This is a genomic window from Cognatundibacterium luofuense, from assembly GCF_018139685.1.
GTDB lineage: Bacteria > Pseudomonadota > Gammaproteobacteria > Burkholderiales > Burkholderiaceae_D > Undibacterium > Undibacterium luofuense.
In genome coordinates this window covers 173891-193788 of record NZ_JAGSPN010000006.1, presented here as the reverse complement: position 1 = coordinate 193788, position 19898 = coordinate 173891, and the positions used below count along the sequence as shown (strand labels likewise).

Genomic DNA, 19898 nt, shown 5'->3' with positions numbered 1-19898 from the left:
ACCGGCCAGTTTGCGGCCCGGCGGTCTCGGCACTGCGTATCTCAACCTCCGTACGATACAGTTGATGCGTAATCTGTTCCGATACAGAACAGAGCGGAATGCTAAAATGCTGGCTGTCGCGCACGGTACAGCAAAGCGGCAGTTTTCCCTGCAAGCTTAGTGGAAAATCTGATCAGACAGACAAAATTTCCACCCGTTGTTGTATTTTGCGCAAGCAAATCTTTTTCACTTTTCATTCTGACCATCATGTCCTTATCTCCACTTTCTGCTTTGTCCCCGATTGACGGCCGTTACGCCGCCAAAGTTGACGCTCTGCGCAGCACCCTGTCCGAAGCCGGTTTCATGCACCACCGTGTGAAAGTGGAAGTGGCGTGGCTGCAAGCTTTGTCCGAAGCCGGCTTCAGCGAAATCCGTCCGTTCTCTGCGGATGCGGTTGCACTGCTGAACCGTCTGGTCAGCGATTTTTCGGAAGCTGATGCACAGCGCATCAAAGAAATCGAAGCCGTCACCAACCATGACGTCAAAGCCGTTGAATACTGGCTCAAAGAAAAAGTAGCAGGTTCTGCGGAACTGGTTGCAGCCAGCGAATTCATTCACTTCGCCTGCACATCTGAAGACATCAACAACACTTCGCACGGCATGATGCTGAAAGCGGCACGTGATGAAGTGATGCTGCCTGCACTGAATAAGCTAATCAGCAAACTGGCGGAACTGGCGCATCTGAATGCAGAAATCCCTATGCTGTCCCGTACCCACGGCCAGCCAGCCAGCCCGACGACACTGGGTAAAGAACTGGCCAACGTGGTTGCACGTCTGCGCCGCGCTGCAGACCGTATCGCGAAAGTAGAAATCCTCGGCAAAATGAATGGTGCAGTCGGTAACTACAACGCACACTTGTCTGCCTATCCTGCACACGACTGGGAAAGTTTCTCCAAAGCCGTGATCGAGCAGCGTCTGGGTCTGGTGTACAACCCGTACACAATTCAGATTGAACCGCATGACTACATGGCAGAAATGTTTGATGCCTTTGCCCGTGCCAACACTATCCTGCTGGATCTGAACCGCGACATCTGGGGTTACATCTCCATCGGTTACTTCAAGCAAAAAACCAAAGCCGGCGAAATCGGTTCCTCCACCATGCCGCACAAAGTCAATCCTATCGACTTTGAAAACTCTGAAGGCAATCTGGGGCTGGCCAATTCTCTGCTGCGCCACCTGTCGGAAAAACTGCCGGTATCGCGCTGGCAGCGTGACCTGACCGACTCCACCGTACTGCGCAACATCGGCGTGGCACTGGGTTACACCCTGCTGGCGTACGACAGCTGCATGCGCGGCCTGAACAAACTGGAAACCAATCCTGAACGTCTTGCAGCTGATCTGGATGCGACATGGGAAGTACTGGCAGAGCCGGTGCAAACCGTAATGCGCCGCTACGGCATCGAAAATCCGTACGAACAGTTGAAAGAACTGACACGCGGCAAAGGCATTTCTAAAGAAGCGCTGCGTGAATTCGTTGAAGGTCTGGCGATTCCGCAAGACGCCAAAGATTTGCTGCTGGCCATGACACCAGCCAGCTACACCGGTATCGCGGTCAAACTGGCAAAAGCCATCTGATCGGTATCCGCGTCAGAAAAAGCCAGCCTGTCGTAAAGGCTGGCTTTTTTATTGGCCGCACTCTTTACGGCTGCATTGCTGCTTCAAGCTGAAGCACGCTGATTTGCACTGATCTGCGCCACTTTATCGGCAAATTGTTGAACTTCCTGCATTCCCCGCTATCCTAATGAGAACTGTGTTTCCGGTATCAGTACAGCATTGCTGAACGCCACGTCCGGCAGCAGGTACTGGTGCATTTCCGGAAAATACAGCGGACTTGTGCAAACTTTTTTAATTTGCGCTATATTAGTTCTAATCAGAACCAATTATTTGTTTTGCAGAGGATAGTATGGCTACGCCTTCCCGTTATTCCCCCGTCATGATCGCATTGCACTGGCTGATGGCTTTGCTGATTATCGGCGCATTCACGCTCGGCTTCATTATGACCGATATGCGCATCAGTCCGACCAAACTGCAGTTTTATGCCTGGCATAAATGGCTGGGCGTTACCGTTCTCGGACTGGCGGCCTTCCGTCTGATCAGCCGCTTGCTGAGTCAGGTACCTGCACCGGTAGCAGGACCGGCATGGCAGGAAAAACTGGCAGCCGGTACGCATCTGGCCTTGTATGTGCTGATGTTCGCAGTGCCTGTTTCCGGTTATCTGCATACCTATGCCGCTGGCTATCCGGTAGTGTATCTGGGCATATTTGAACTGCCTGCACCGTTTCCTCCGCAACCGGAATGGAAACATACACTGGAAGAAATTCACGAAGTGTTATCCAAACTGATGCTGGTGACCTTGCTGATGCATATCGCCGGCGCCATCAAACATCAGGTCATTGATAAAGACCGTATTTTCCTGCGCATGATGCCAGGCACTCAATCTGACAAGGAATAAAACATGTCACTCGTTTCTAAAATCACCCGCTCCGCCATCACCCTGAGCCTCGTTGCCGGTTTGCCTTTGCTCGCGCAGGCTGCTCCACTGAAAGTCGATGCAGCGAAAAGCCAGGTTGCGATTACATTCAAACAAATGAATGTACCGGTCGATGCCACCTTTAAGAAATTCAATGCTGCCATTGACTTCAATGCCGCTGCAGTTACCACATCCAAAGCCAGTTTCGATCTGGATGTTGCCAGCTTTGATCTGGGCGATGCGCAGTACAACAAAGAAGTACAAAAAAAAGAATGGTTTAACGCACCGCAGTTTCCGAAAGCGAATTTCGTCAGCACCGGCATGAAGCAGGCTGCGGGCGGCAAGCTGGAAGTGACCGGCAACCTGACCATCAAAGGAAAAACCACTGCAGTCAGCTTTCCGGTCACTCTGAAAAAAGAAGGTAACAGCCAGATTTTTGACGGCACGCTGCCAATCAAACGCCTGACCTACAACATTGGCGAAGGCGAATGGAAAGATACCAGCATGGTGGCGGATGAAGTTGTGATCCGCTTCCATATCGTGACGAATCCGTGATCAGTCGCGATACGTGCAGGCTGTACGTATTGTTTTACCCGATCAAATCGAATTCAGCCGACTTCATCCGAATTTATCTGAACCAAGTCGACTCAAATTCAATTGTTTTATTAAGATACCCGTCAGAAAAACTGACGGGATTAACGCAACCCACCAATCCACTGGAGTTTCTCATGTCTGTAAAAAAACTCGTTGCCGCTTTATCCCTGATCGCTGCTGCACCGGTATTCGCTGATAACTACGTTATCGACCCAACCCACACTTACCCAAGCTTTGAAGCAGACCATTTCGGCGGTCTGTCTGTATGGCGCGGTAAGTTCGACAAATCCAGCGGCAAAATCACGCTGGATAAAGCGAAAAAAACCGGTACTGTTGACATCACTATCGATGCAACATCGGTGAACTTCGGCATGAAAAAAATGGACGATCACGCGAAATCTGCGGATATGTTCAATGTTGAAAAATTCCCGACTGCAACTTACAAAGGCAGTGCCGTACGTTTTGAAGGCGACAAGCCAGTGGCTGTTGACGGTGAATTCACATTCATGGGCGTGACAAAACCACTGACACTGAAAATCAATCAGTTCAAGTGCATCATGCATCCGATGCTGAAAAAAGAAGTCTGCGGTGCTGACGCATCTGCAGAATTTAACCGCGCTGACTTCGGTCTGACTTACGGTCTGCAATATGGCTTCAAACCGGAAGTACGCCTGTCGATTCAGGTTGAAGCAGTGAAAGTTGACTAAGCTCAGTAACGCTGAGTACAGCTGAATACAGCTTCAGGCTGCATTCAGCACGCAACCGGATGCTGCCTGTCGCAGCGCCGGTTGCCATCTGACAAAGCGATCTGGCTGCAACGCTACCCTGTCCGTATAATGCGGGCTTTACCGCAGTTGCCGGCCAGACATGATGCCCGGTGCGGAAACCTGATTATTCCTCCCTTATGGCTAAGAACTATCTGCGCAGCATCCGTCTGCTCTCCGAATGTATGCAATTGTTTGAACTGGCATCGGCACGCACGGTGCGCCAGTTCGGGCTGACCCATTCCCAGTTCGATATCATCGCCACGCTTGGCAACACGCCCGGCATGACTTGCAAAGAACTCGGCGAAAAAACCCTGATTACCAAAGGTACGCTGACCGGCGTGCTGGACCGGCTGGAACAAAAAGGCTGGATACACCGTGAACGCGGCAATGATGACCGCCGCCAGTTATTTATCCGCCTGACAGCGGAAGGTGAGCGCTTGTTTGATGAAGTGTTCCCGCAAGTGGTTGCGACCGGCGCACGCCGCTTTACCGATTACGCAGACGAAGATTTCGATACGCTGGAACAGGCGCTGATCAAGCTGAAACAGCATCTGAGCGACGCCACCTGATCGCCTTACCTGCCGCTGGTTGTTCTGCCGGAACACCCGTATCCGGCACTGTCTGCAACTGCTTTGCGAGCACCCATTGTGCAATTATCGTCATTTGTGATTTCCGGAAGCCCGGACTTTCTGCCGACGACCGCCGGATCGCTGTGCCAGACTCCGCATTTGACCCGTTTTTAGCCATTTTTCAGGCATTCTGGGCCTGCTCCGGCCTGCCGGACGCCTTCGCATTGTCCGAAAAAAAGCCCCGCTGTCTTTTCAGAAAGCGGGGCTTTTGTCCTGCAGGCTTGTTCTGCTCAGTGTATCTTTGCTTCAGACTTTGGCAGATGAAGACGATGCGTCGTGCAGATCATCGCCGGTAATCGGGCCTTTACCACTGTATTTATCCAGCGCCAGATAAATCACCGGCGTGATGAACAGGGTAATCGCCTGTGAAAACACCAGACCACCGACCACCGCCAGACCCAGCGGCTGACGCAATTCTGCACCTGCACCCAGACCCAAAGCAATTGGCAGCGCACCAACCGCTGCCGCCAGCGTGGTCATCATGATAGGACGGAAACGCTGAATACAGGCTTCGCGGATCGCTTCTGCCGGTGTCATGCCGTGATGGCGTTGCGCGTCCAGTGCGAAGTCAATCATCATGATCGCGTTTTTCTTGACGATACCGATCAGCAACAGAATACCAATCGTCGCAATCAGGGTCAGATCTTCGCCAAACCATTTCAGTGTCAGCAAAGCCCCCACTGCTGCCGATGGCAAACCGGCCAGAATCGTAATCGGGTGAATATAACTTTCATACAGCACACCCAGCAGCACATAAATCACCAGCAAGGCCGCCACAATCAGTACCACCTGACCGGATTGCGTATCTTTAAACACCGCCGCATCGCCACCGTATGTGGTGATAATGGACGACGGCATTTTGATTTCATCACGGAATTTTTCAATACGAGTGGTCGCCTCACCCAGCGCCAGTTCCGGCGACAGATTGAACGATACCGTGACCGCCTGCAACTGACCTACGTGGTTAATCGAGGTCGGGCCAACGGTACGGCGCACGGTCGCCACACTGCTCAGCGGAATCAGGCTGCCGGTATTGGTACGGACGTAAATCCCTTCAATTGCGTTCTCATCTTTTTTCTGATCCGGCGCGACTTCCATGATGACTTGATAGCTGTCCACGCTGGTAAACATGGTCGAAACCTGACGCTCACCAAATGCACTATACAGCGCAGAACGAATCGCATCCATGCCAACACCATAGGTATTCGCACGGTCACGGTCGATATCCACCGATGCCTGCAAACCTTTCAGCTGCGCATCGGTCGTCACGTCTTTAAAGCCAGGATCAGTACGCAGTTTTTCCTGCAGCTTGTTCGCCCAGCCATTCAGTTCACCGGCTTCCACACTTTGCAGAATGTACTGGTACTGACTCTTACTCTGACGTCCGCCCAGTTGCAGATTCTGCGTCGGACGGAAGAACACGGTAATACCCGGCACTTCCGCGACTTTTTTACGCAAGCCATCGACCACATCTTTCATCGGCTTACGTTCACCGCGCGGCTTCAGGTTAATAAACATACGGCCGTTATTCTGCGCGCCACTGCCACCATTAAACGAGGTCGCGGTTGCCACATTCGGGTCTTCACGGATAATGCGCGCCACTTTGTCCTGCAACTGCACCATGGCCGGGAAAGAGGTTTCCTCAGAAGCTTCCGTTGTTACGTTAATCTGACCGATATCTTCCTGCGGGAAAAAGCCTTTCGGAATATCGTTAAACAGATAGGCGGTTGCCGCGAACGTACCCAGCGCAACCATCAGCACAGTTTTGCGATGCGCGAGTGCTGCATCCAGCCAGCGCGTATAAAACTTCAGCGACGCGTCGAAAGCAGATTCAAAGCTGTGCAGTATCGCAGCAATCGCTTTCGGCGGCTCCTTCATTTCATGCTCACTGCGCAGGAATTGCGCTGCCAGCATCGGCACCAGTGTCAGCGACACAAAGGCAGAAGCCAGAATCGCGAGACTGACAATCACCGCAAATTCATGGAACAACTGACCGATGACACCCGGCATAAAGAAGATAGGAATAAACACAGCCACCAGCGAAGTGGAAATCGAAATAATCGTAAAACCAACTTCGCGTGAGCCTTTCAGCGCGGCCTGAAACGGTTTTTCTCCCATTTCAATATGACGCATGATGTTTTCCAGCATCACAATCGCATCGTCTACCACCAGCCCGACCGCCAGTGTCAGGCCCAGCAGCGAAATATTATCCAGCGTATAGCCAAAGCCCCACAGCAAACTGATGGCACCAACAATAGATACCGGTAAAGACAGTGTAGGAATCACGGTGGCGACCAGACGGCGCAGGAACAGGAAAATCACCACCACCACCAGCACGATGGTCAGGATCATGGTCAGATTCACGTCATGCAGCGCTTCGCGGATCGATACGGAACGGTCATTCACCAGCGTCATTTTGACGGATTCCGGCAACTGCGCCTGGAAGCCCGGCAGCGCCGCTTTGATCGAATCCACCACCTTCACCGTGTTCGCATCTGACTGGCGCTGAATGGCCAGCGTAATCGAACTTTCACCCATGAAATTGGCCGCGGTTTTGACTTGCTCGTAACTGTCTTCCACCGTTGCGACATCACGCAAACGCACAACCTGACCACCTTTATTGCTGACCACCAGATTGGCAAATTCCGCTGCACTTTGTAACTGGCGGTTTGCCAGAATCGTCAGCGTCTGTTTGTCGCCGTCCAGTGTTCCTGCGGGCGTGTTGGCATTCGCTGTGCGGATTGCCGCAGAGAGCTCGTCCAGTGTCAGATTACGTGCTGCCAGCGCGCCCGGATTCACGCGGATACGCACGGCATAACGCTTGATACCGAAGATATTCACCTGCGCCACACCTTCCAGCGTGGACAGCGATGGCGAAATCAGATGCTCTGCATAACTTGTCAGTTCCGCCAGACTCAGCGACGGAGACTGCAGTGCAATAAACAGCACCGGTGCATCCGCCGGATTCACTTTGCGGTAAGACGGCGGCGATGTCATTTCCACCGGCAGCGAACGTTGCGCGCGCAGCAATGCAGCCTGCACATCGACTGCGGCGGCATCGATATTCCGGTTCTGATCAAATTCCAGCGTCAGCGAGGTGTTGCCCAGCGTGTTATTCGAGCTGATCACCGACAAACCGGGAATCGTGGCAAATTGCTTTTCCAGCGGCAACGCGACCGAAGTCGCCATCGTTTCCGGACTCGCACCCGGCAAGTTTGCACCTACGTTGATTACCGGCGTGTTATAGCTCGGCAATGCTGCAATCGGGATATAGCGATACGCCAGAATACCGGCGATCACAATCGACAGATTCAGCAATACCGTCATCACCGGACGACGGATAAACAATTCAGACAAATTCATGATGCACTCGCTGCTGAAGCACTCGCGGACCCGGCCGGTGCCGGTTTGGCATCTTTTGCCTCTTTGGCTTCTTTGCTGCCGTCCTTTGCACCGGATTTATCTTTACCGTCTTTGCTTTCTGCGGAACGTTCTTTAATCAGTGATCCCGGACGCAGATTCTGCTTACCATCCACAACAACCCGCGCACCGGCTTCGATACCGGTAATCACTGCATCATTCTGCAGACTGGTTACCACTTGCACAGGTTTCAGTTCGGCCTTGCCTTCGGCGCCGGCAATATACACGGCGGAACCTTTAGGATTGACGATCACCGCTTCACGCGGCACGACCAGCGCATCTTTCAGAGTTTGTACACTGAAATCGACATTTACATACGCGCCCGGCCACAGCTTCATTTCTTTGTTTTCAAATTCGGCTTTGACTTTGACAGTACCGGAGGAAGCATCCACCACATTATCAACAAACTTCAGCTTGCCTTTGAACTTGCCACCGTTATCCGGCAGGCTGGCGTACACATAACTGTCGCTGCGCTGCAGGCTTTGCAAAGCAGCACTCAGATGACGCTGTGGTAACGGGAAGGTCACGGTGATCGGATCCATCTGCGTGATTGTGACCAGTGCTGCCGAACCCGGCTGCACCAGCGAACCCGGATACACACCCACAATACCGGTACGGCCGGAAGAAGGCGCGACGATGCGCTGATAGCTCAGCGCTACTTTTGCAGCTGCCACCGCCGCTTTGTCCGAGGCAACGACCGCTGTCTGCGCATCAAGCTGCGCCTGTGCAGTGTCCACTGCACTCTGGGCAACGAACTTACGTGCTACCAGTTCTTTGCTGCGGGTCAGCTGGCGCTGGTTGTCTGCCAGCGTTGCCAGATCTTTATCCAGCTGGGCCTGCGCTTTTGCCAGGTTCACTTCGTCCGCGCGGCTGTCAAAGCTGAACAGTAAATCACCGGCCTTCACAAACTGACCTTCTTTAATATGCACTTTGGTAATCGTACTGGTGACTTGCGGGCGGATATCAACCATATTCGGTGACGAAACCACACCATTCGCGGTAATCGTGACCGGAAAATCTTTTTGCTGAACACTCACTAATGAAACGCTGACCGGACGTGCAGGCTTCTGATCTTTGGCACCGGCCGCCGGCGCGCTTCCTTCTGCTTTGGGCGTACTGCCCCATTTCAGATAACTGCCACCTGCGATCGCGGCGATGGCCGCAACGATTGTCAATGTTTTTAATTTACTCATAACGGTATTCCCTGTGCAGACCGCCTTCTGACCGCCTGTGCGGCAGAAAGTTCTGAAATGATGGTGCCTCGTAACACAGACACCGGATTGAGCCCGGATTATCCTTGCGTCATCTGACGACAGAATTACAAAGTCAAAGCGCTGATTGCCAGTACTGAGATCAAAAAACTGAAAAGCATTCCGGAAGAATGACTGCGCTAAACCAGCGCGCAATGGGTCAGACTTTATGCGCAAGAGTTAGCATGAGTGACTGTGTCAGGCGCAGACATGCTAACAAATAAAAAAGCCGGCGCTAAGGCCGGCTTTCTGTGAGAAACCTTCTGTTACAAAACACGATCAGACTACAGCGCCGTCTGTATCGTCTTTTTCTTTAACAGGTTTAATCAGGTCTTCACGCGATACACCCAGCCACATCGCAATTGCTGCAGCAACGAACACCGACGAGTAAATACCGAAGCAGATACCGATGGTCAGCGCGATGGCAAAATAATGCAGTGTAGGGCCGCCCAGCAACAGCATGGACAAGACCATCATCTGCGTACATCCGTGGGTAATGATAGTGCGGGAGATGGTACTGGTGATCGCATTGTCGATGACTTCTTTCACCGACATCTTGCGCTGCTTACGGAAGTTTTCACGGATACGGTCAAAAATAACCACCGATTCATTGACCGAGTAACCGAGTACAGCCAGCACCGCTGCCAGCACTGACAGGTTGAATTCCCACTGGAAGAACGCGAAGAAACCGAGAATGATCACGACGTCATGCAAGTTCGCGATAATCGCCGCCACCGCGAATTTCCATTCAAAGCGAATTGCCAGATAGCCCATCACACCGATCACCACAAACAGCAACGCCATCAGACCGTCATGCGCCAGTTCGTCACCGACCTGAGCACCGACCTGTTCAACACGCTGCAGTTTCACCGCCGGATCTTTGGCTTTCAGTGCAGACATCACCTGATCAGCCTGCTGCGCAGAAGACATGGTTTTCGATACCGGCAGACGAATTACCACATCTTCGGCTTTACCGAAAGGCTGCACCGGTGCATCGATATAGCCCAGATCTTCCACCATCTTACGGATGCCGTTGATGTCGGCTGCCTTGCTGTAGGAAACCTCCAGCACAGTGCCACCGGTAAATTCAACGGAAAAATGCAAACTCTTGGACAACAGGAAAAAGACTGCTGCGACAAAAGTTAACGCGGAAATGACATTGAATATCAGCGCATGGCGCATGAAAGGAATGTCTTTTTTAATACGGAATAATTCCATGTGCGCCTCGCTTATTTAACTGCCGGTGTGGAATCTGTCGATTCCTGTGGCTTCCAGACCTGACCAATCGAAATCGAAGCCAGTTTTTTCTTGCGGCCATACCAGAAATTGACGACGCCACGCGATACGAATACGGACGAGAAGATCGAGGTCAGAATACCGAGGCAGTGCACCACAGCAAAACCACGAATCGCGCCGGAACCGAAAATCAGCAATGCCAGACCAACGATCAGCGTAGTGACGTTGGAATCCAGAATCGTATCCCATGCGTGCGCAAAACCTTCTTCGATGGCTTTTTGCGGTGTGCGGCCAGCACGTAACTCTTCGCGGATACGTTCGTTAATCAGCACGTTCGCATCAATCGCCATACCCAGCGCCAGCGCAATCGCTGCCATACCCGGTAAGGTCAGTGTCGCCTGCATCAGCGACAGAATCGCAACCAGCAATAACAGGTTGATACCCAGCGCCAGTACACTGAAGAAGCCGAACAGCATGTAGTACAGCATCATGAAAATCGCAATCGCGATGAATCCATACAGCGTGGAATGCATACCCTGCTTGATGTTTTCAGCACCGAGCTGCGGACCAATGGTGCGTTCTTCGATGATTTCCATCGGCGCAGCCAGCGAACCTGCACGCAGCAGCAATGCCAGATCCGCCGCAGCTGTCGCAGTACCCATACCGGTAATATTGAAGCGGGAGCCGAGCTCTTCCTGAATCATCGGAGCAATCAGCACTTCGCCCTTACCTTTCTCAAACAGCACGATCGCCATGCGTTTGCCAACACGGGTACGGGTCGCATCGCGCATCTTACGGCCGCCGTCACCGTTCAGATCAACGGAAACCGCAGGCTGCTGACGCTGATCGAAACTCAGTGCTGCACCGGTAATGTAATCACCGGTCACGACTGGATCTTTCACCAGCACAATCCATTCGCCATCACGATTCGATTTAAACAATTCGGAACCGTAAGGCGCTGCAGTGTTCTGATCAACAATTCCGACCACAGAGTCATCCAGCAACCGGACTTCCAGTGTTGCAGTACGGCCGATAATCTCTTTCGCACGAGCGACATCCTGCACACCGGGCAATTGCACCACGATGCGGTCCGGGCCCTGCTGCTGAATAATCGGTTCTGCTACGCCCAGTTCATTCACACGCTTAGACAGCGCGGTAATGTTTTGCTTAACGCCTTCGGTAATAACATTTTTCAATGCTTCCGGTTTCAGTCCGACTTTCAGTTCGAATTCGCCGTTATCCGCTGCCACAGATTCCTGTACAGCGATTTCCTGCATCTGCGATGTCAGTACATTCTTCGCGGAGTTACGGGTATCTGCATCACGGAAACGTACATTAATCGCATCGCCATCACGTGCAATGCCAGCGTAGCGAATTTCTTTTTCACGCAGCACCGATTTGATAGTCGACTGCATGCCCTGAACACGTTTGTTCAGAACCGCTTTGGTATCCACCTGCATCAGGAAGTGGACGCCACCGCGTAAATCCAGCCCCAGATACATCGGCAGTGCACGCAGGTTTTGCAGCCATTTCGGTGTATTTGATAACAGGTTGAATGCGACGGTATAGGTCGGATTATCGTGGTCAGGATTCAGTGCCTGTTCCAGTGCAGCTTTTGCCTTGAACTGGGTGTCGACATCGGCAAAGCGGGCACGGACACTGCCTTGTGCGCCATTAAAGTCAAAAAACACACCAGTGTTTTGCAGGCCGGATTGCTTCAGCACGGTTTCCACGCGCTCTGACATGCTGTTCTCCACTTTCACAGTGGATTTTGCACTGCTGATCTGCACTGCCGGAGACTCTCCGAAGAAGTTCGGTGCTGTGTACAGCGCACCGAATACCAGCGCAATAAGTATCAGTATGTACTTCCAGATTGGATAGCGATTCATAGTAATTGATTTGGAATGCCGGAAAGTACAACGCAGTCACGAAGCGACTGCGTTGTGTGTGAGGCTTAAGCTGACTTGATCGTTCCGCTCGGCAATACCACCGATACGGCGTTTTTCTGGACTTTTACTTCGACTTTGTCGGCGATTTCTACAGTAACGTAGCTTTCACTGACTGCAGTCACGCGACCGATTACACCGCCAACGGTCACAACTTCATCATTCTTTTTCAACGCATCAATCATCGCGCGCTGTTCTTTCTGGCGTTTCATCTGCGGACGAATCATGACGAAATACAGAACCACAAACATCAGCACCAGTGGCAGGAAGCTCATCAGGCCGTTTTCAGCACCAGCACCCGCACCTGCGGCCTGGGCATAAGCATTCGAAATAAACACAATCAGACTCCGTTCGTTATCATTTTTTCAGTAATCCTGCTTTTCTGCAGGGGAAACCTTACGATATATCATGCCTTTACAGCATTTTTCAATCCGCGGGGCGCCACATTCTAGCACCGCCCTGCGAAAATACCTGTTTTTCAGCTTGTGTAAACCGACGTACAGAAGATCAGCGGTCTTTTATACGCCACGGCTACGGTCAGCATGGAACTGCTGAACAAACTGCGGGAAGCGGTCTTCATCCAGCGCATCACGGATGTTTTGCATCAGATCCAGGTAGTAATGCAGGTTATGAATCGTATTCAGACGTGCGCCGAGAATTTCGCCGGTACGGTGCAAATGATGCAGATAAGCACGCGAGAAATTCCGGCAGGTGTAGCAGGAACAGGTCGCATCGAGCGGCTCTTTGTCGTTTTTATAACGTGCATTCTTGATCTTAACGTCACCAAAGCGGGTGAAGATCCACCCGTTACGCGCATTACGGGTCGGCATCACGCAATCGAACATATCAATACCATTCGATACACCCGCCACCAGATCTTCCGGTGTGCCGACGCCCATCAGGTAATGCGGTTTATTTTCCGGCAATTTCGGGCCAGTATGCGCGAGGATGCGCATCATATCTTCTTTTGGCTCACCAACCGACAGACCACCAATGGCGAGGCCGTGGAAACCCATTTCACTCAGACCGGCCAGAGATTCATCGCGTAAATGTTCATACATGCCACCCTGCACAATACCGAACAGGGCATTCGGGTTTTCCGTATTATTGAATTCGTTAATCGAACGCTGCGCCCAACGCAATGACATGCGCATAGACTTACCGGCTTCTTCGGTAGTTGCCGGTCTGCCATCAATTTCATACGGTGTACATTCATCGAACTGCATCACGATGTCGGAATTCAGCGAACGCTGAATCTGCATCGAAATTTCCGGAGACAGAAATAAACGCTCACCACTGATCGGGGAAGAGAATTTCACGCCTTCTTCCGTAATCTTGCGCATAGCACCGAGGGAGAACACCTGAAAACCACCGGAGTCGGTCAGAATCGGTTTATCCCAGCCCATGAATGCATGCAATCCACCGAACTGGTTCATCACTTCCAGACCCGGGCGCAGCCACAGATGGAAAGTATTGCCCAGAATAATTTGCGAACCGATTTCTTTCAGTTCCAGTGGCGACATGGCTTTTACAGAGCCATAAGTACCCACCGGCATAAAAATCGGCGTTTCAATTTCACCGTGATTTACTTTTACACGGCCGCGACGTGCAGCTGTCGTCGCATCTTTTTTAATAAGGGTAAATTCAAGCATCTTGCTTCCCTGAAGTATTCGTTAACATCATGGCATCGCCATAACTGAAAAAGCGGTAACGTTGCTGAATCGCGTGCGCATAGGCATCCCGGATCTGCTGATAACCGGCGAATGCGGATACCAGCATCATCAGCGTCGATTTCGGCAAGTGGAAATTCGTAATCAGGCGATCCACTGTTTTAAAGCGATAACCCGGTGTGATAAAGAGTTTGGTATCACCGCTGCCAGCCACCAGTTGCCCGCTTTGCGATGCACTTTCCAGCGCCCGCATACTGGTGGTGCCAACAGCAATCACCGATCTGCCTGCGGCTTTGGTTTTGGCGATCAGTTCTGCAGTTTCTGCCGGTACGGTGTACCACTCGCTGTGCATCTGATGTTCCTGCAGATTTTCCGTACGCACTGGCTGAAAAGTGCCCGCGCCGACATGCAGTGTGACGTAGGCCAGTTGCACGCCATTTGCCACGCAACGATCCAGCAATGCCTGATCGAAATGCAAACCGGCAGTCGGTGCAGCGACCGCGCCCGGCACTTTGCTGTACACGGTCTGATAACGTTCTTCATCGTAATCGTCTGCTTCATGCTCGATATACGGAGGTAACGGCAGGCGGCCATACTGCTCAAGCAACTCGAATATATCGGAAGGAAAATGCAGGGAGAAGAATTCACCAGCACGTTCACCGACGATCACATCAAATGCATCCGCCAGACGAATTCGGCTGCCGGGCAACGGCGACTTCGATGCACGCATCTGCACCAGAACGCGGCGATCGTTTTCGGTGTTACTCAGTACCCGCTCTACCAACAATTGCACTTTACCGCCGGATTCTTTTTGCCCGAAAAAACGAGCTTTCAGAACACGGGTATTGTTAAACACAAGCAAATCACCGGCCTGGATTAATCCGGTAACATCAGCGAATACACGGTCATGTAATTGCCCTTCCGGTTCAACATGCAGTAGGCGTGACGCAGTACGATCAGGCAGTGCAGTTTGCGCAATCAGATCATCAGGCAATTCAAAATCAAAATCACTCAGAGTATAAGTTGTCATGGTCATCAACATCGATGGTGGATACCGGGCCGACATCAGTACGCGGATTACTGATGGCAGATCATCCGGCGTATCCAACACTGTCACCATGGCGCCGGCTTAAAGCCCTGTACATACTGTATAAAAACTCAGTAGAATAAAACTATCAGTCTGCGCATCCCGGTTATAGCCGGCTACTGAGTTTCTCAGTGACCAACCCGGTTCTGCAGCAAAACCCACCATTGTACACTTATGGCAGCTGAAGCCCCAAGCAATCCGGAACAAACCGCGCAGCCCGACGGCGCAGATACGACTGCGTCAACCGGAAAAAATGCAAAAAAAACGCCGGCCAAGCAAATGAAAGCCAGCGAAAAGCTGGCAAAACTCGGCTTGCGCAAAGATATGGATTTTTTACTGCATTTGCCGATGCGGTATGAAGATGAAACACAGATTCTGAGTATCGCAGAGGCCAGTCTGCGGGGCGGGTCGCAAGTACAGATTCAGGGCATTGTTACGCATCAGGAAGTGCAATACCGTCCAAGGCGGCAATTAGTAGTTACAGTCAGTGATGACAGCGGTGAATTACATCTGCGCTTTCTGAATTTTTACGGCAGCCAGACCAAGCAGTTAGCCACCGGTGCTCACGTACGGGCGCGCGGCGAATTACGGCATGGATTCTTTGGCGCAGAACTGGTACATCCGACCTATAAGCTGGTACAGGATGATACGCCACTGCCTTCCGCACTGACTCCGGTTTATCACAGCGGAGAAGGCGTCCCGCAGGCTTTGCTACGTAAAGCAATCAGTAATGCGATTCAAAGAACCCACTGGCGGGACACGCTGGCACCGCGCTATCTGACGCAACTGAATCTGATGGGCTTCGAAGCAAGTATTCGGACACTGCACAACCCGCCACCGGACGTCGACCAGTATGCGCTCAGCGAACGTGAACATCCGGCCTGGACGCGCATGAAATTCGACGAATTGCTGGCTCAGCAATTGTCGCTGAAACGTGCTCAGAAAAGCCGCCGTGCCAAAGGTGCACCGGCAATGCCACTGGTTGGTGAGCTCAGCAATGCCTTTTTACTGAATCTGCCTTTTACCCTGACCGGCGCGCAGGAAAAAGTCCTGAAGGAAATCCGCGCAGATTTGGGTCAGTCATATCCTATGCAAAGGCTGCTGCAAGGCGATGTCGGCAGTGGTAAAACTATCGTCGCTGCACTGGCTGCAGCACAGGCAATCGATAACGGCTATCAGGCTGCACTGATGGCACCAACTGAAATTCTGGCAGAACAACATTTCCGCAAAATCGCCGCGTGGCTGGAACCGCTGGGGGTTCGTACTGCATGGCTGACCGGCAGTTTGCGCAAAAAAGAAAAAGAGCAGGCACAGGCGCTGATACAAAGCGGTGAAGCCAGACTGGTGATCGGCACTCACGCTCTGATTCAGGATAATGTGCAGTTTCAAAAACTGGGGCTGGTGCTGGTTGATGAACAGCACCGGTTCGGCGTCGGGCAACGGCTGGATTTATCGCACAAAGCGCAGGCCGGACTGATTCCGCATCAGTTGATGATGTCCGCCACACCGATTCCGCGCACGCTGGCAATGACCTACTACGCTGATCTGGAAGTGTCGGTCATTGATGAGCTTCCGCCGGGCAGAACGCCGATTGTGACCCGCGTCATTGACCAGAACCGGCGTGACGAAGTCATCGAACGTATTCATGCTGCCGCCCACGAAGGCAAACAAGTTTACTGGGTATGTCCGCTGATTGAGGAATCCGAAACCCTGCAGCTGCAAACCGCAACAGAAACGCATGCGATGCTGGCAGAGGCCCTACCGGACATCCGCACCGGACTGGTACACGGACGCCTGAAACCGGCAGAAAAACAGCAGGTGATGGATGATTTTTTACATAACCGCGTACAGGTACTGGTCGCCACCACCGTGATTGAAGTCGGGGTGGATGTACCGAATGCCAGCCTGATGGTGATTGAACACGCAGAACGTTTCGGCCTGTCGCAGTTGCATCAGCTACGCGGACGGGTAGGACGCGGCGCTGCGGCTTCGGTATGCCTGCTGATGTATCAAGGGCCACTAGGGCAAGTCGCAAAGCAGCGGCTGGGCATCATGCGCGAAAGCACGGATGGCTTTGAAATTGCACGTCGCGATCTGGAATTGCGGGGTCCCGGTGAGTTTCTCGGCGCCAGACAGTCTGGCGAGGCGATGTTGAAATTTGCCAATTTAGAAACTGATCAATGGCTGGTTGAACAAGCACGCGATCTGGCGGACTATCTTCTGCGCAACGACACGGCGACGGTATCGGCCCATCTGGAACGATGGATGGGGAACAAAGAAGAATACCTGCGGGTCTGACCACTACTTACTATTCCATCCGGAATCTTCGACCATATGAACATCACCATTCTGAAGGCTGAGCTCAGCAATGCTCAGCATGCTTCTGACTTAGTCATACTGCTGGACAGCTATGCCAGTGACCCTATGGGTGGTGGCGAAGCACTGACTGAATACTGCAGGAATCACCTGATTCAGGAATTGCAAAAACGTCCTGCCGCACATGCTTTTTTACTGTATGCAGATGGCAAAGCTGCCGCGTTTTCTATCGCGATCGAAGGCTTTTCGACATTTGCATGCAAAGCCTTACTGAATATTCATGACTTTGCCGTACATCCGGACTTTCGTGGCCACGGACTGGGAAAACAATTGATGCAATACATTTCCCGCTTTGCTCAGGAGCAGGATTACTGCAAAATCACGCTGGAAGTTCTTGAGGGCAACCATCCTGCGCGCACACTTTATGCTGCGGAAGGATTTGCACCATATGCGCTCGATCCAGCCATGGGCGGCGCACTGATGCTTCAGAAAAAATTCTGATTTTCTTATCTCACACTGTCAATCACCGAAAGGATTCATCATGACTCTGGATTTCACTGGACGCGTTGCGATTGTTACCGGCGCGGGCGGCGGTCTGGGACGCGAACATGCGCTCGCGCTGGCAAAGCGTGGTGCGAAAGTTGTTGTGAATGATCTCGGCGGCGCACGTGACGGAAGTGGCGGCTCGGTAACTGCAGCTGAATCCGTCGTGCATGAAATCCGTGCAGCCGGCGGTGAAGCAATCGCCAGTACTGCATCCGTCACTGATTTTTCGTCTGTTCAGGACATGGTCAGTGCCGCGATGGGACAGTGGGGGCGCGTTGATATTCTGATTAACAACGCTGGTATTTTGCGCGACAAGAGTTTTGCAAAGATGGAGTTAGATGATTTCCGTACTGTGATGGAAGTGCATCTGATGGGTGCAGTGCATTGCTGTAAAGCCGTCTGGCCGGTAATGACGGAGCAAAAATACGGCCGCATCGTGATGACAACTTCTTCGTCCGGTCTGTTTGGCAATTTCGGCCAGTCAAATTACGGCGCAGCTAAAATGGCCTTAGTCGGACTGATGCAAACGCTCGCGCTGGAAGGTGCAAAATATGATATCCGGGTGAATAGTCTGGCCCCGACAGCTGCTACCCGCATGACGGAATCATTGTTCCCCGCAGAATTTTTACAGGCCTTGCAACCTGCCGATGTCGTTCCCGCGATGCTGGTACTGGCAGGAAAAGATGCGCCGACCAGACAAATACTCTGTGCCGGTGCCGGAGGTTTTGAAGCAGCCCACATCAGCCTGACTCAGGGTATCTGGTTGCCACAATCAGAAGACACCGCTGAGCAACTTGCCTCGCGACTGACCGAAGTACAAAACCGGGATCAGTCGGTCGTACCGGAAAGCGGTCTGGCACAGGGTCAGCTTGAGCTGGGCAAAGCATTTCAGCACCGCAAATAATCTGCGCGCGAATCCATTTTCTTTTTTACGGTATTTGTGCTAAACCTGATCAGGCGCACCTTTTCCGGTTTGTGAGCTGCTATGACTCTGACAGAACTGAAATACATTGTGGCGGTTGCCCGCGAAAAACACTTCGGCCATGCTGCGGAAGCTTGTTTTGTCGCGCAACCGACTTTATCCGTCGCGATTAAAAAACTCGAGGATGAGCTGGGGGTCACCATTTTCGAACGCGGTGGCACAGAAATTTCGACGACACCAATCGGTGCACAAATTGTCGCTCAGGCAGAGCGGGTGCTGGAGCAAACTGCAGCAATCAAAGAAATTGCCAAACAAAATAAAGATCCGCTGGCTGGCGCTTTCCGTCTTGGCGTTATTTACACCGTTGGCCCTTACCTGCTTCCGTCTCTCGTCAAAACGATGATTGAACAAGTTCCTCAAATGCCACTGGTACTGCAGGAAAATTACACAGTCAAACTGATGGAGTTATTACGTCAGGGTGAACTTGATGCCGCAATCATGGCGCTGCCGATACCGGATCAGGGTTTGATGGTACAACCCTTGTATGACGAGCCCTTTCTGGTTGCGGTCCCGCATCAGCATCCATGGGCAGAACGCGACATGATTTCCGCCGAGGAACTGAAAACAGAAACGATGCTACTCCTTGGAGCAGGTCACTGCTTCAGAGATCAGGTACTTGAGGTGTGTCCTGAAATGGCGCGCTTTTCGACAACGGGTGATGGCATTGCCCGTACCTTTGAAGGATCATCGCTGGAAACTATACGCCACATGGTTGCTTCGGGCATAGGATTAACTGTACTGCCAGCCGCTTCAGTGGTCAGGCAGAATGCAGAAACACTGCTGAAATACATTCCTTTTGAACAACCGGCACCAAACCGCCGTATTGTGATTGCATGGCGCAAAAGCTTTACCCGTCAGCCTGCTATCGAGGCAATACGACGTGCAGTTCAGGCATGCCAGTTACCCGGCGTAACCATGGTCGAAGCATCTCCGGAATCACAGTAAC

Annotated in this window: 16 protein-coding genes; 9 read left to right on the top strand and 7 right to left on the bottom strand. The window is 52.1% G+C overall.

Going from position 1 to position 19898, the window contains the following annotated elements:
- The first annotated feature begins 246 nt into the window (after nucleotides 1-246).
- From purB to KDM89_RS10205, 5 genes are all read left to right on the top strand, one after another.
- The gene (purB, locus tag KDM89_RS10225; protein ID WP_212687829.1) at nucleotides 247-1614 is read left to right on the top strand and encodes an adenylosuccinate lyase; all 1368 of its coding nucleotides are present in this window, start codon (nucleotides 247-249) and stop codon (nucleotides 1612-1614) included.
- 304 nt (nucleotides 1615-1918) lie between these two features.
- Nucleotides 1919-2491 (top strand): cytochrome b, encoded by a 573-nt coding sequence (locus tag KDM89_RS10220; RefSeq protein ID WP_329604654.1) that lies wholly within the window; start codon nucleotides 1919-1921, stop codon nucleotides 2489-2491.
- Between the two features lie 3 nt (nucleotides 2492-2494).
- The gene (locus KDM89_RS10215) at nucleotides 2495-3064 is read left to right on the top strand and encodes a YceI family protein (RefSeq protein ID WP_212687827.1); all 570 of its coding nucleotides are present in this window, start codon (nucleotides 2495-2497) and stop codon (nucleotides 3062-3064) included.
- A 173-nt stretch (nucleotides 3065-3237) separates the two neighbouring features.
- Entirely contained in the window at nucleotides 3238-3810 is a 573-nt protein-coding gene (locus KDM89_RS10210; RefSeq protein WP_212687826.1) for a YceI family protein, read from the top strand.
- A 197-nt stretch (nucleotides 3811-4007) separates the two neighbouring features.
- Nucleotides 4008-4439 (top strand): MarR family winged helix-turn-helix transcriptional regulator, encoded by a 432-nt coding sequence (locus tag KDM89_RS10205; protein ID WP_212687825.1) that lies wholly within the window; start codon nucleotides 4008-4010, stop codon nucleotides 4437-4439.
- A 306-nt stretch (nucleotides 4440-4745) separates the two neighbouring features.
- Here KDM89_RS10205 and KDM89_RS10200 read toward each other — a convergent pair whose 3' ends face one another.
- The 7 genes from KDM89_RS10200 to queA form a co-directional block, all read right to left on the bottom strand.
- Nucleotides 4746-7862, bottom strand: coding sequence for an efflux RND transporter permease subunit (locus KDM89_RS10200; protein ID WP_212687824.1), 3117 nt, complete (start codon nucleotides 7860-7862; stop codon nucleotides 4746-4748).
- Entirely contained in the window at nucleotides 7859-9112 is a 1254-nt protein-coding gene (locus tag KDM89_RS10195; protein ID WP_212687823.1) for an efflux RND transporter periplasmic adaptor subunit, read from the bottom strand. The genes KDM89_RS10200 and KDM89_RS10195 overlap by 4 nt, the downstream gene beginning before the upstream one ends.
- A gap of 336 nt (nucleotides 9113-9448) precedes the next feature.
- Nucleotides 9449-10387 carry a protein translocase subunit SecF gene (gene secF, locus KDM89_RS10190; protein WP_212687822.1) on the bottom strand — a complete coding sequence of 313 codons (939 nt, stop codon included), beginning with the start codon at nucleotides 10385-10387 and terminating at the stop codon, nucleotides 9449-9451.
- 11 nt (nucleotides 10388-10398) lie between these two features.
- Nucleotides 10399-12294, bottom strand: a complete 1896-nt coding sequence (gene secD / locus KDM89_RS10185) for a protein translocase subunit SecD (protein ID WP_212687821.1) — start codon at nucleotides 12292-12294, stop codon at nucleotides 10399-10401.
- A gap of 65 nt (nucleotides 12295-12359) precedes the next feature.
- Nucleotides 12360-12689, bottom strand: coding sequence for a preprotein translocase subunit YajC (gene yajC / locus KDM89_RS10180; RefSeq protein WP_212687820.1), 330 nt, complete (start codon nucleotides 12687-12689; stop codon nucleotides 12360-12362).
- Between the two features lie 180 nt (nucleotides 12690-12869).
- The gene (gene tgt / locus KDM89_RS10175) at nucleotides 12870-14003 is read right to left on the bottom strand and encodes a tRNA guanosine(34) transglycosylase Tgt (protein WP_212687819.1); all 1134 of its coding nucleotides are present in this window, start codon (nucleotides 14001-14003) and stop codon (nucleotides 12870-12872) included.
- Nucleotides 13996-15051 (bottom strand): tRNA preQ1(34) S-adenosylmethionine ribosyltransferase-isomerase QueA, encoded by a 1056-nt coding sequence (gene queA / locus KDM89_RS10170; protein ID WP_230427802.1) that lies wholly within the window; start codon nucleotides 15049-15051, stop codon nucleotides 13996-13998. Before queA ends, tgt begins: the two co-directional genes overlap by 8 nt.
- 231 nt (nucleotides 15052-15282) lie before the next feature.
- On the opposite strand from queA, the gene recG reads away from it, so the two are divergent.
- The 4 genes from recG (at nucleotide 15283) to KDM89_RS10150 (ending at nucleotide 19897) form a co-directional block, all read left to right on the top strand.
- Nucleotides 15283-17406, top strand: coding sequence for an ATP-dependent DNA helicase RecG (gene recG / locus KDM89_RS10165; protein WP_212687818.1), 2124 nt, complete (start codon nucleotides 15283-15285; stop codon nucleotides 17404-17406).
- 36 nt (nucleotides 17407-17442) lie between these two features.
- A complete protein-coding gene (locus KDM89_RS10160) occupies nucleotides 17443-17925 on the top strand; it encodes a GNAT family N-acetyltransferase (protein WP_212687817.1) in 483 nt (160 codons plus the stop codon).
- A 40-nt stretch (nucleotides 17926-17965) separates the two neighbouring features.
- Nucleotides 17966-18874, top strand: a complete 909-nt coding sequence (locus KDM89_RS10155) for an SDR family NAD(P)-dependent oxidoreductase (RefSeq protein WP_212687816.1) — start codon at nucleotides 17966-17968, stop codon at nucleotides 18872-18874.
- 81 nt (nucleotides 18875-18955) lie between these two features.
- A complete protein-coding gene (locus KDM89_RS10150; protein WP_212687815.1) occupies nucleotides 18956-19897 on the top strand; it encodes a hydrogen peroxide-inducible genes activator in 942 nt (313 codons plus the stop codon).
- Nucleotide 19898 lies beyond the last annotated feature (1 nt).

Bases quoted from the DNA above. Each gene is read 5' to 3' on its own strand.
- purB (WP_212687829.1), top strand. From the start codon at position 247: ATGTCCTTATCTCCACTTTCTGCTTTGTCCCCGATTGACGGCCGTTAC.
- KDM89_RS10215 (WP_212687827.1), top strand. From the start codon at position 2,495: ATGTCACTCGTTTCTAAAATCACCCGCTCCGCCATCACCCTGAGCCTC.
- KDM89_RS10210 (WP_212687826.1), top strand. From the start codon at position 3,238: ATGTCTGTAAAAAAACTCGTTGCCGCTTTATCCCTGATCGCTGCTGCA.
- KDM89_RS10205 (WP_212687825.1), top strand. From the start codon at position 4,008: ATGGCTAAGAACTATCTGCGCAGCATCCGTCTGCTCTCCGAATGTATG.
- KDM89_RS10200 (WP_212687824.1), bottom strand. From the start codon at position 7,862: ATGAATTTGTCTGAATTGTTTATCCGTCGTCCGGTGATGACGGTATTG.
- KDM89_RS10195 (WP_212687823.1), bottom strand. From the start codon at position 9,112: ATGAGTAAATTAAAAACATTGACAATCGTTGCGGCCATCGCCGCGATC.
- secF (WP_212687822.1), bottom strand. From the start codon at position 10,387: ATGGAATTATTCCGTATTAAAAAAGACATTCCTTTCATGCGCCATGCG.
- secD (WP_212687821.1), bottom strand. From the start codon at position 12,294: ATGAATCGCTATCCAATCTGGAAGTACATACTGATACTTATTGCGCTG.
- tgt (WP_212687819.1), bottom strand. From the start codon at position 14,003: ATGCTTGAATTTACCCTTATTAAAAAAGATGCGACGACAGCTGCACGT.
- queA (WP_230427802.1), bottom strand. From the start codon at position 15,051: ATGACAACTTATACTCTGAGTGATTTTGATTTTGAATTGCCTGATGAT.
- recG (WP_212687818.1), top strand. From the start codon at position 15,283: ATGGCAGCTGAAGCCCCAAGCAATCCGGAACAAACCGCGCAGCCCGAC.
- KDM89_RS10160 (WP_212687817.1), top strand. From the start codon at position 17,443: ATGAACATCACCATTCTGAAGGCTGAGCTCAGCAATGCTCAGCATGCT.
- KDM89_RS10155 (WP_212687816.1), top strand. From the start codon at position 17,966: ATGACTCTGGATTTCACTGGACGCGTTGCGATTGTTACCGGCGCGGGC.
- KDM89_RS10150 (WP_212687815.1), top strand. From the start codon at position 18,956: ATGACTCTGACAGAACTGAAATACATTGTGGCGGTTGCCCGCGAAAAA.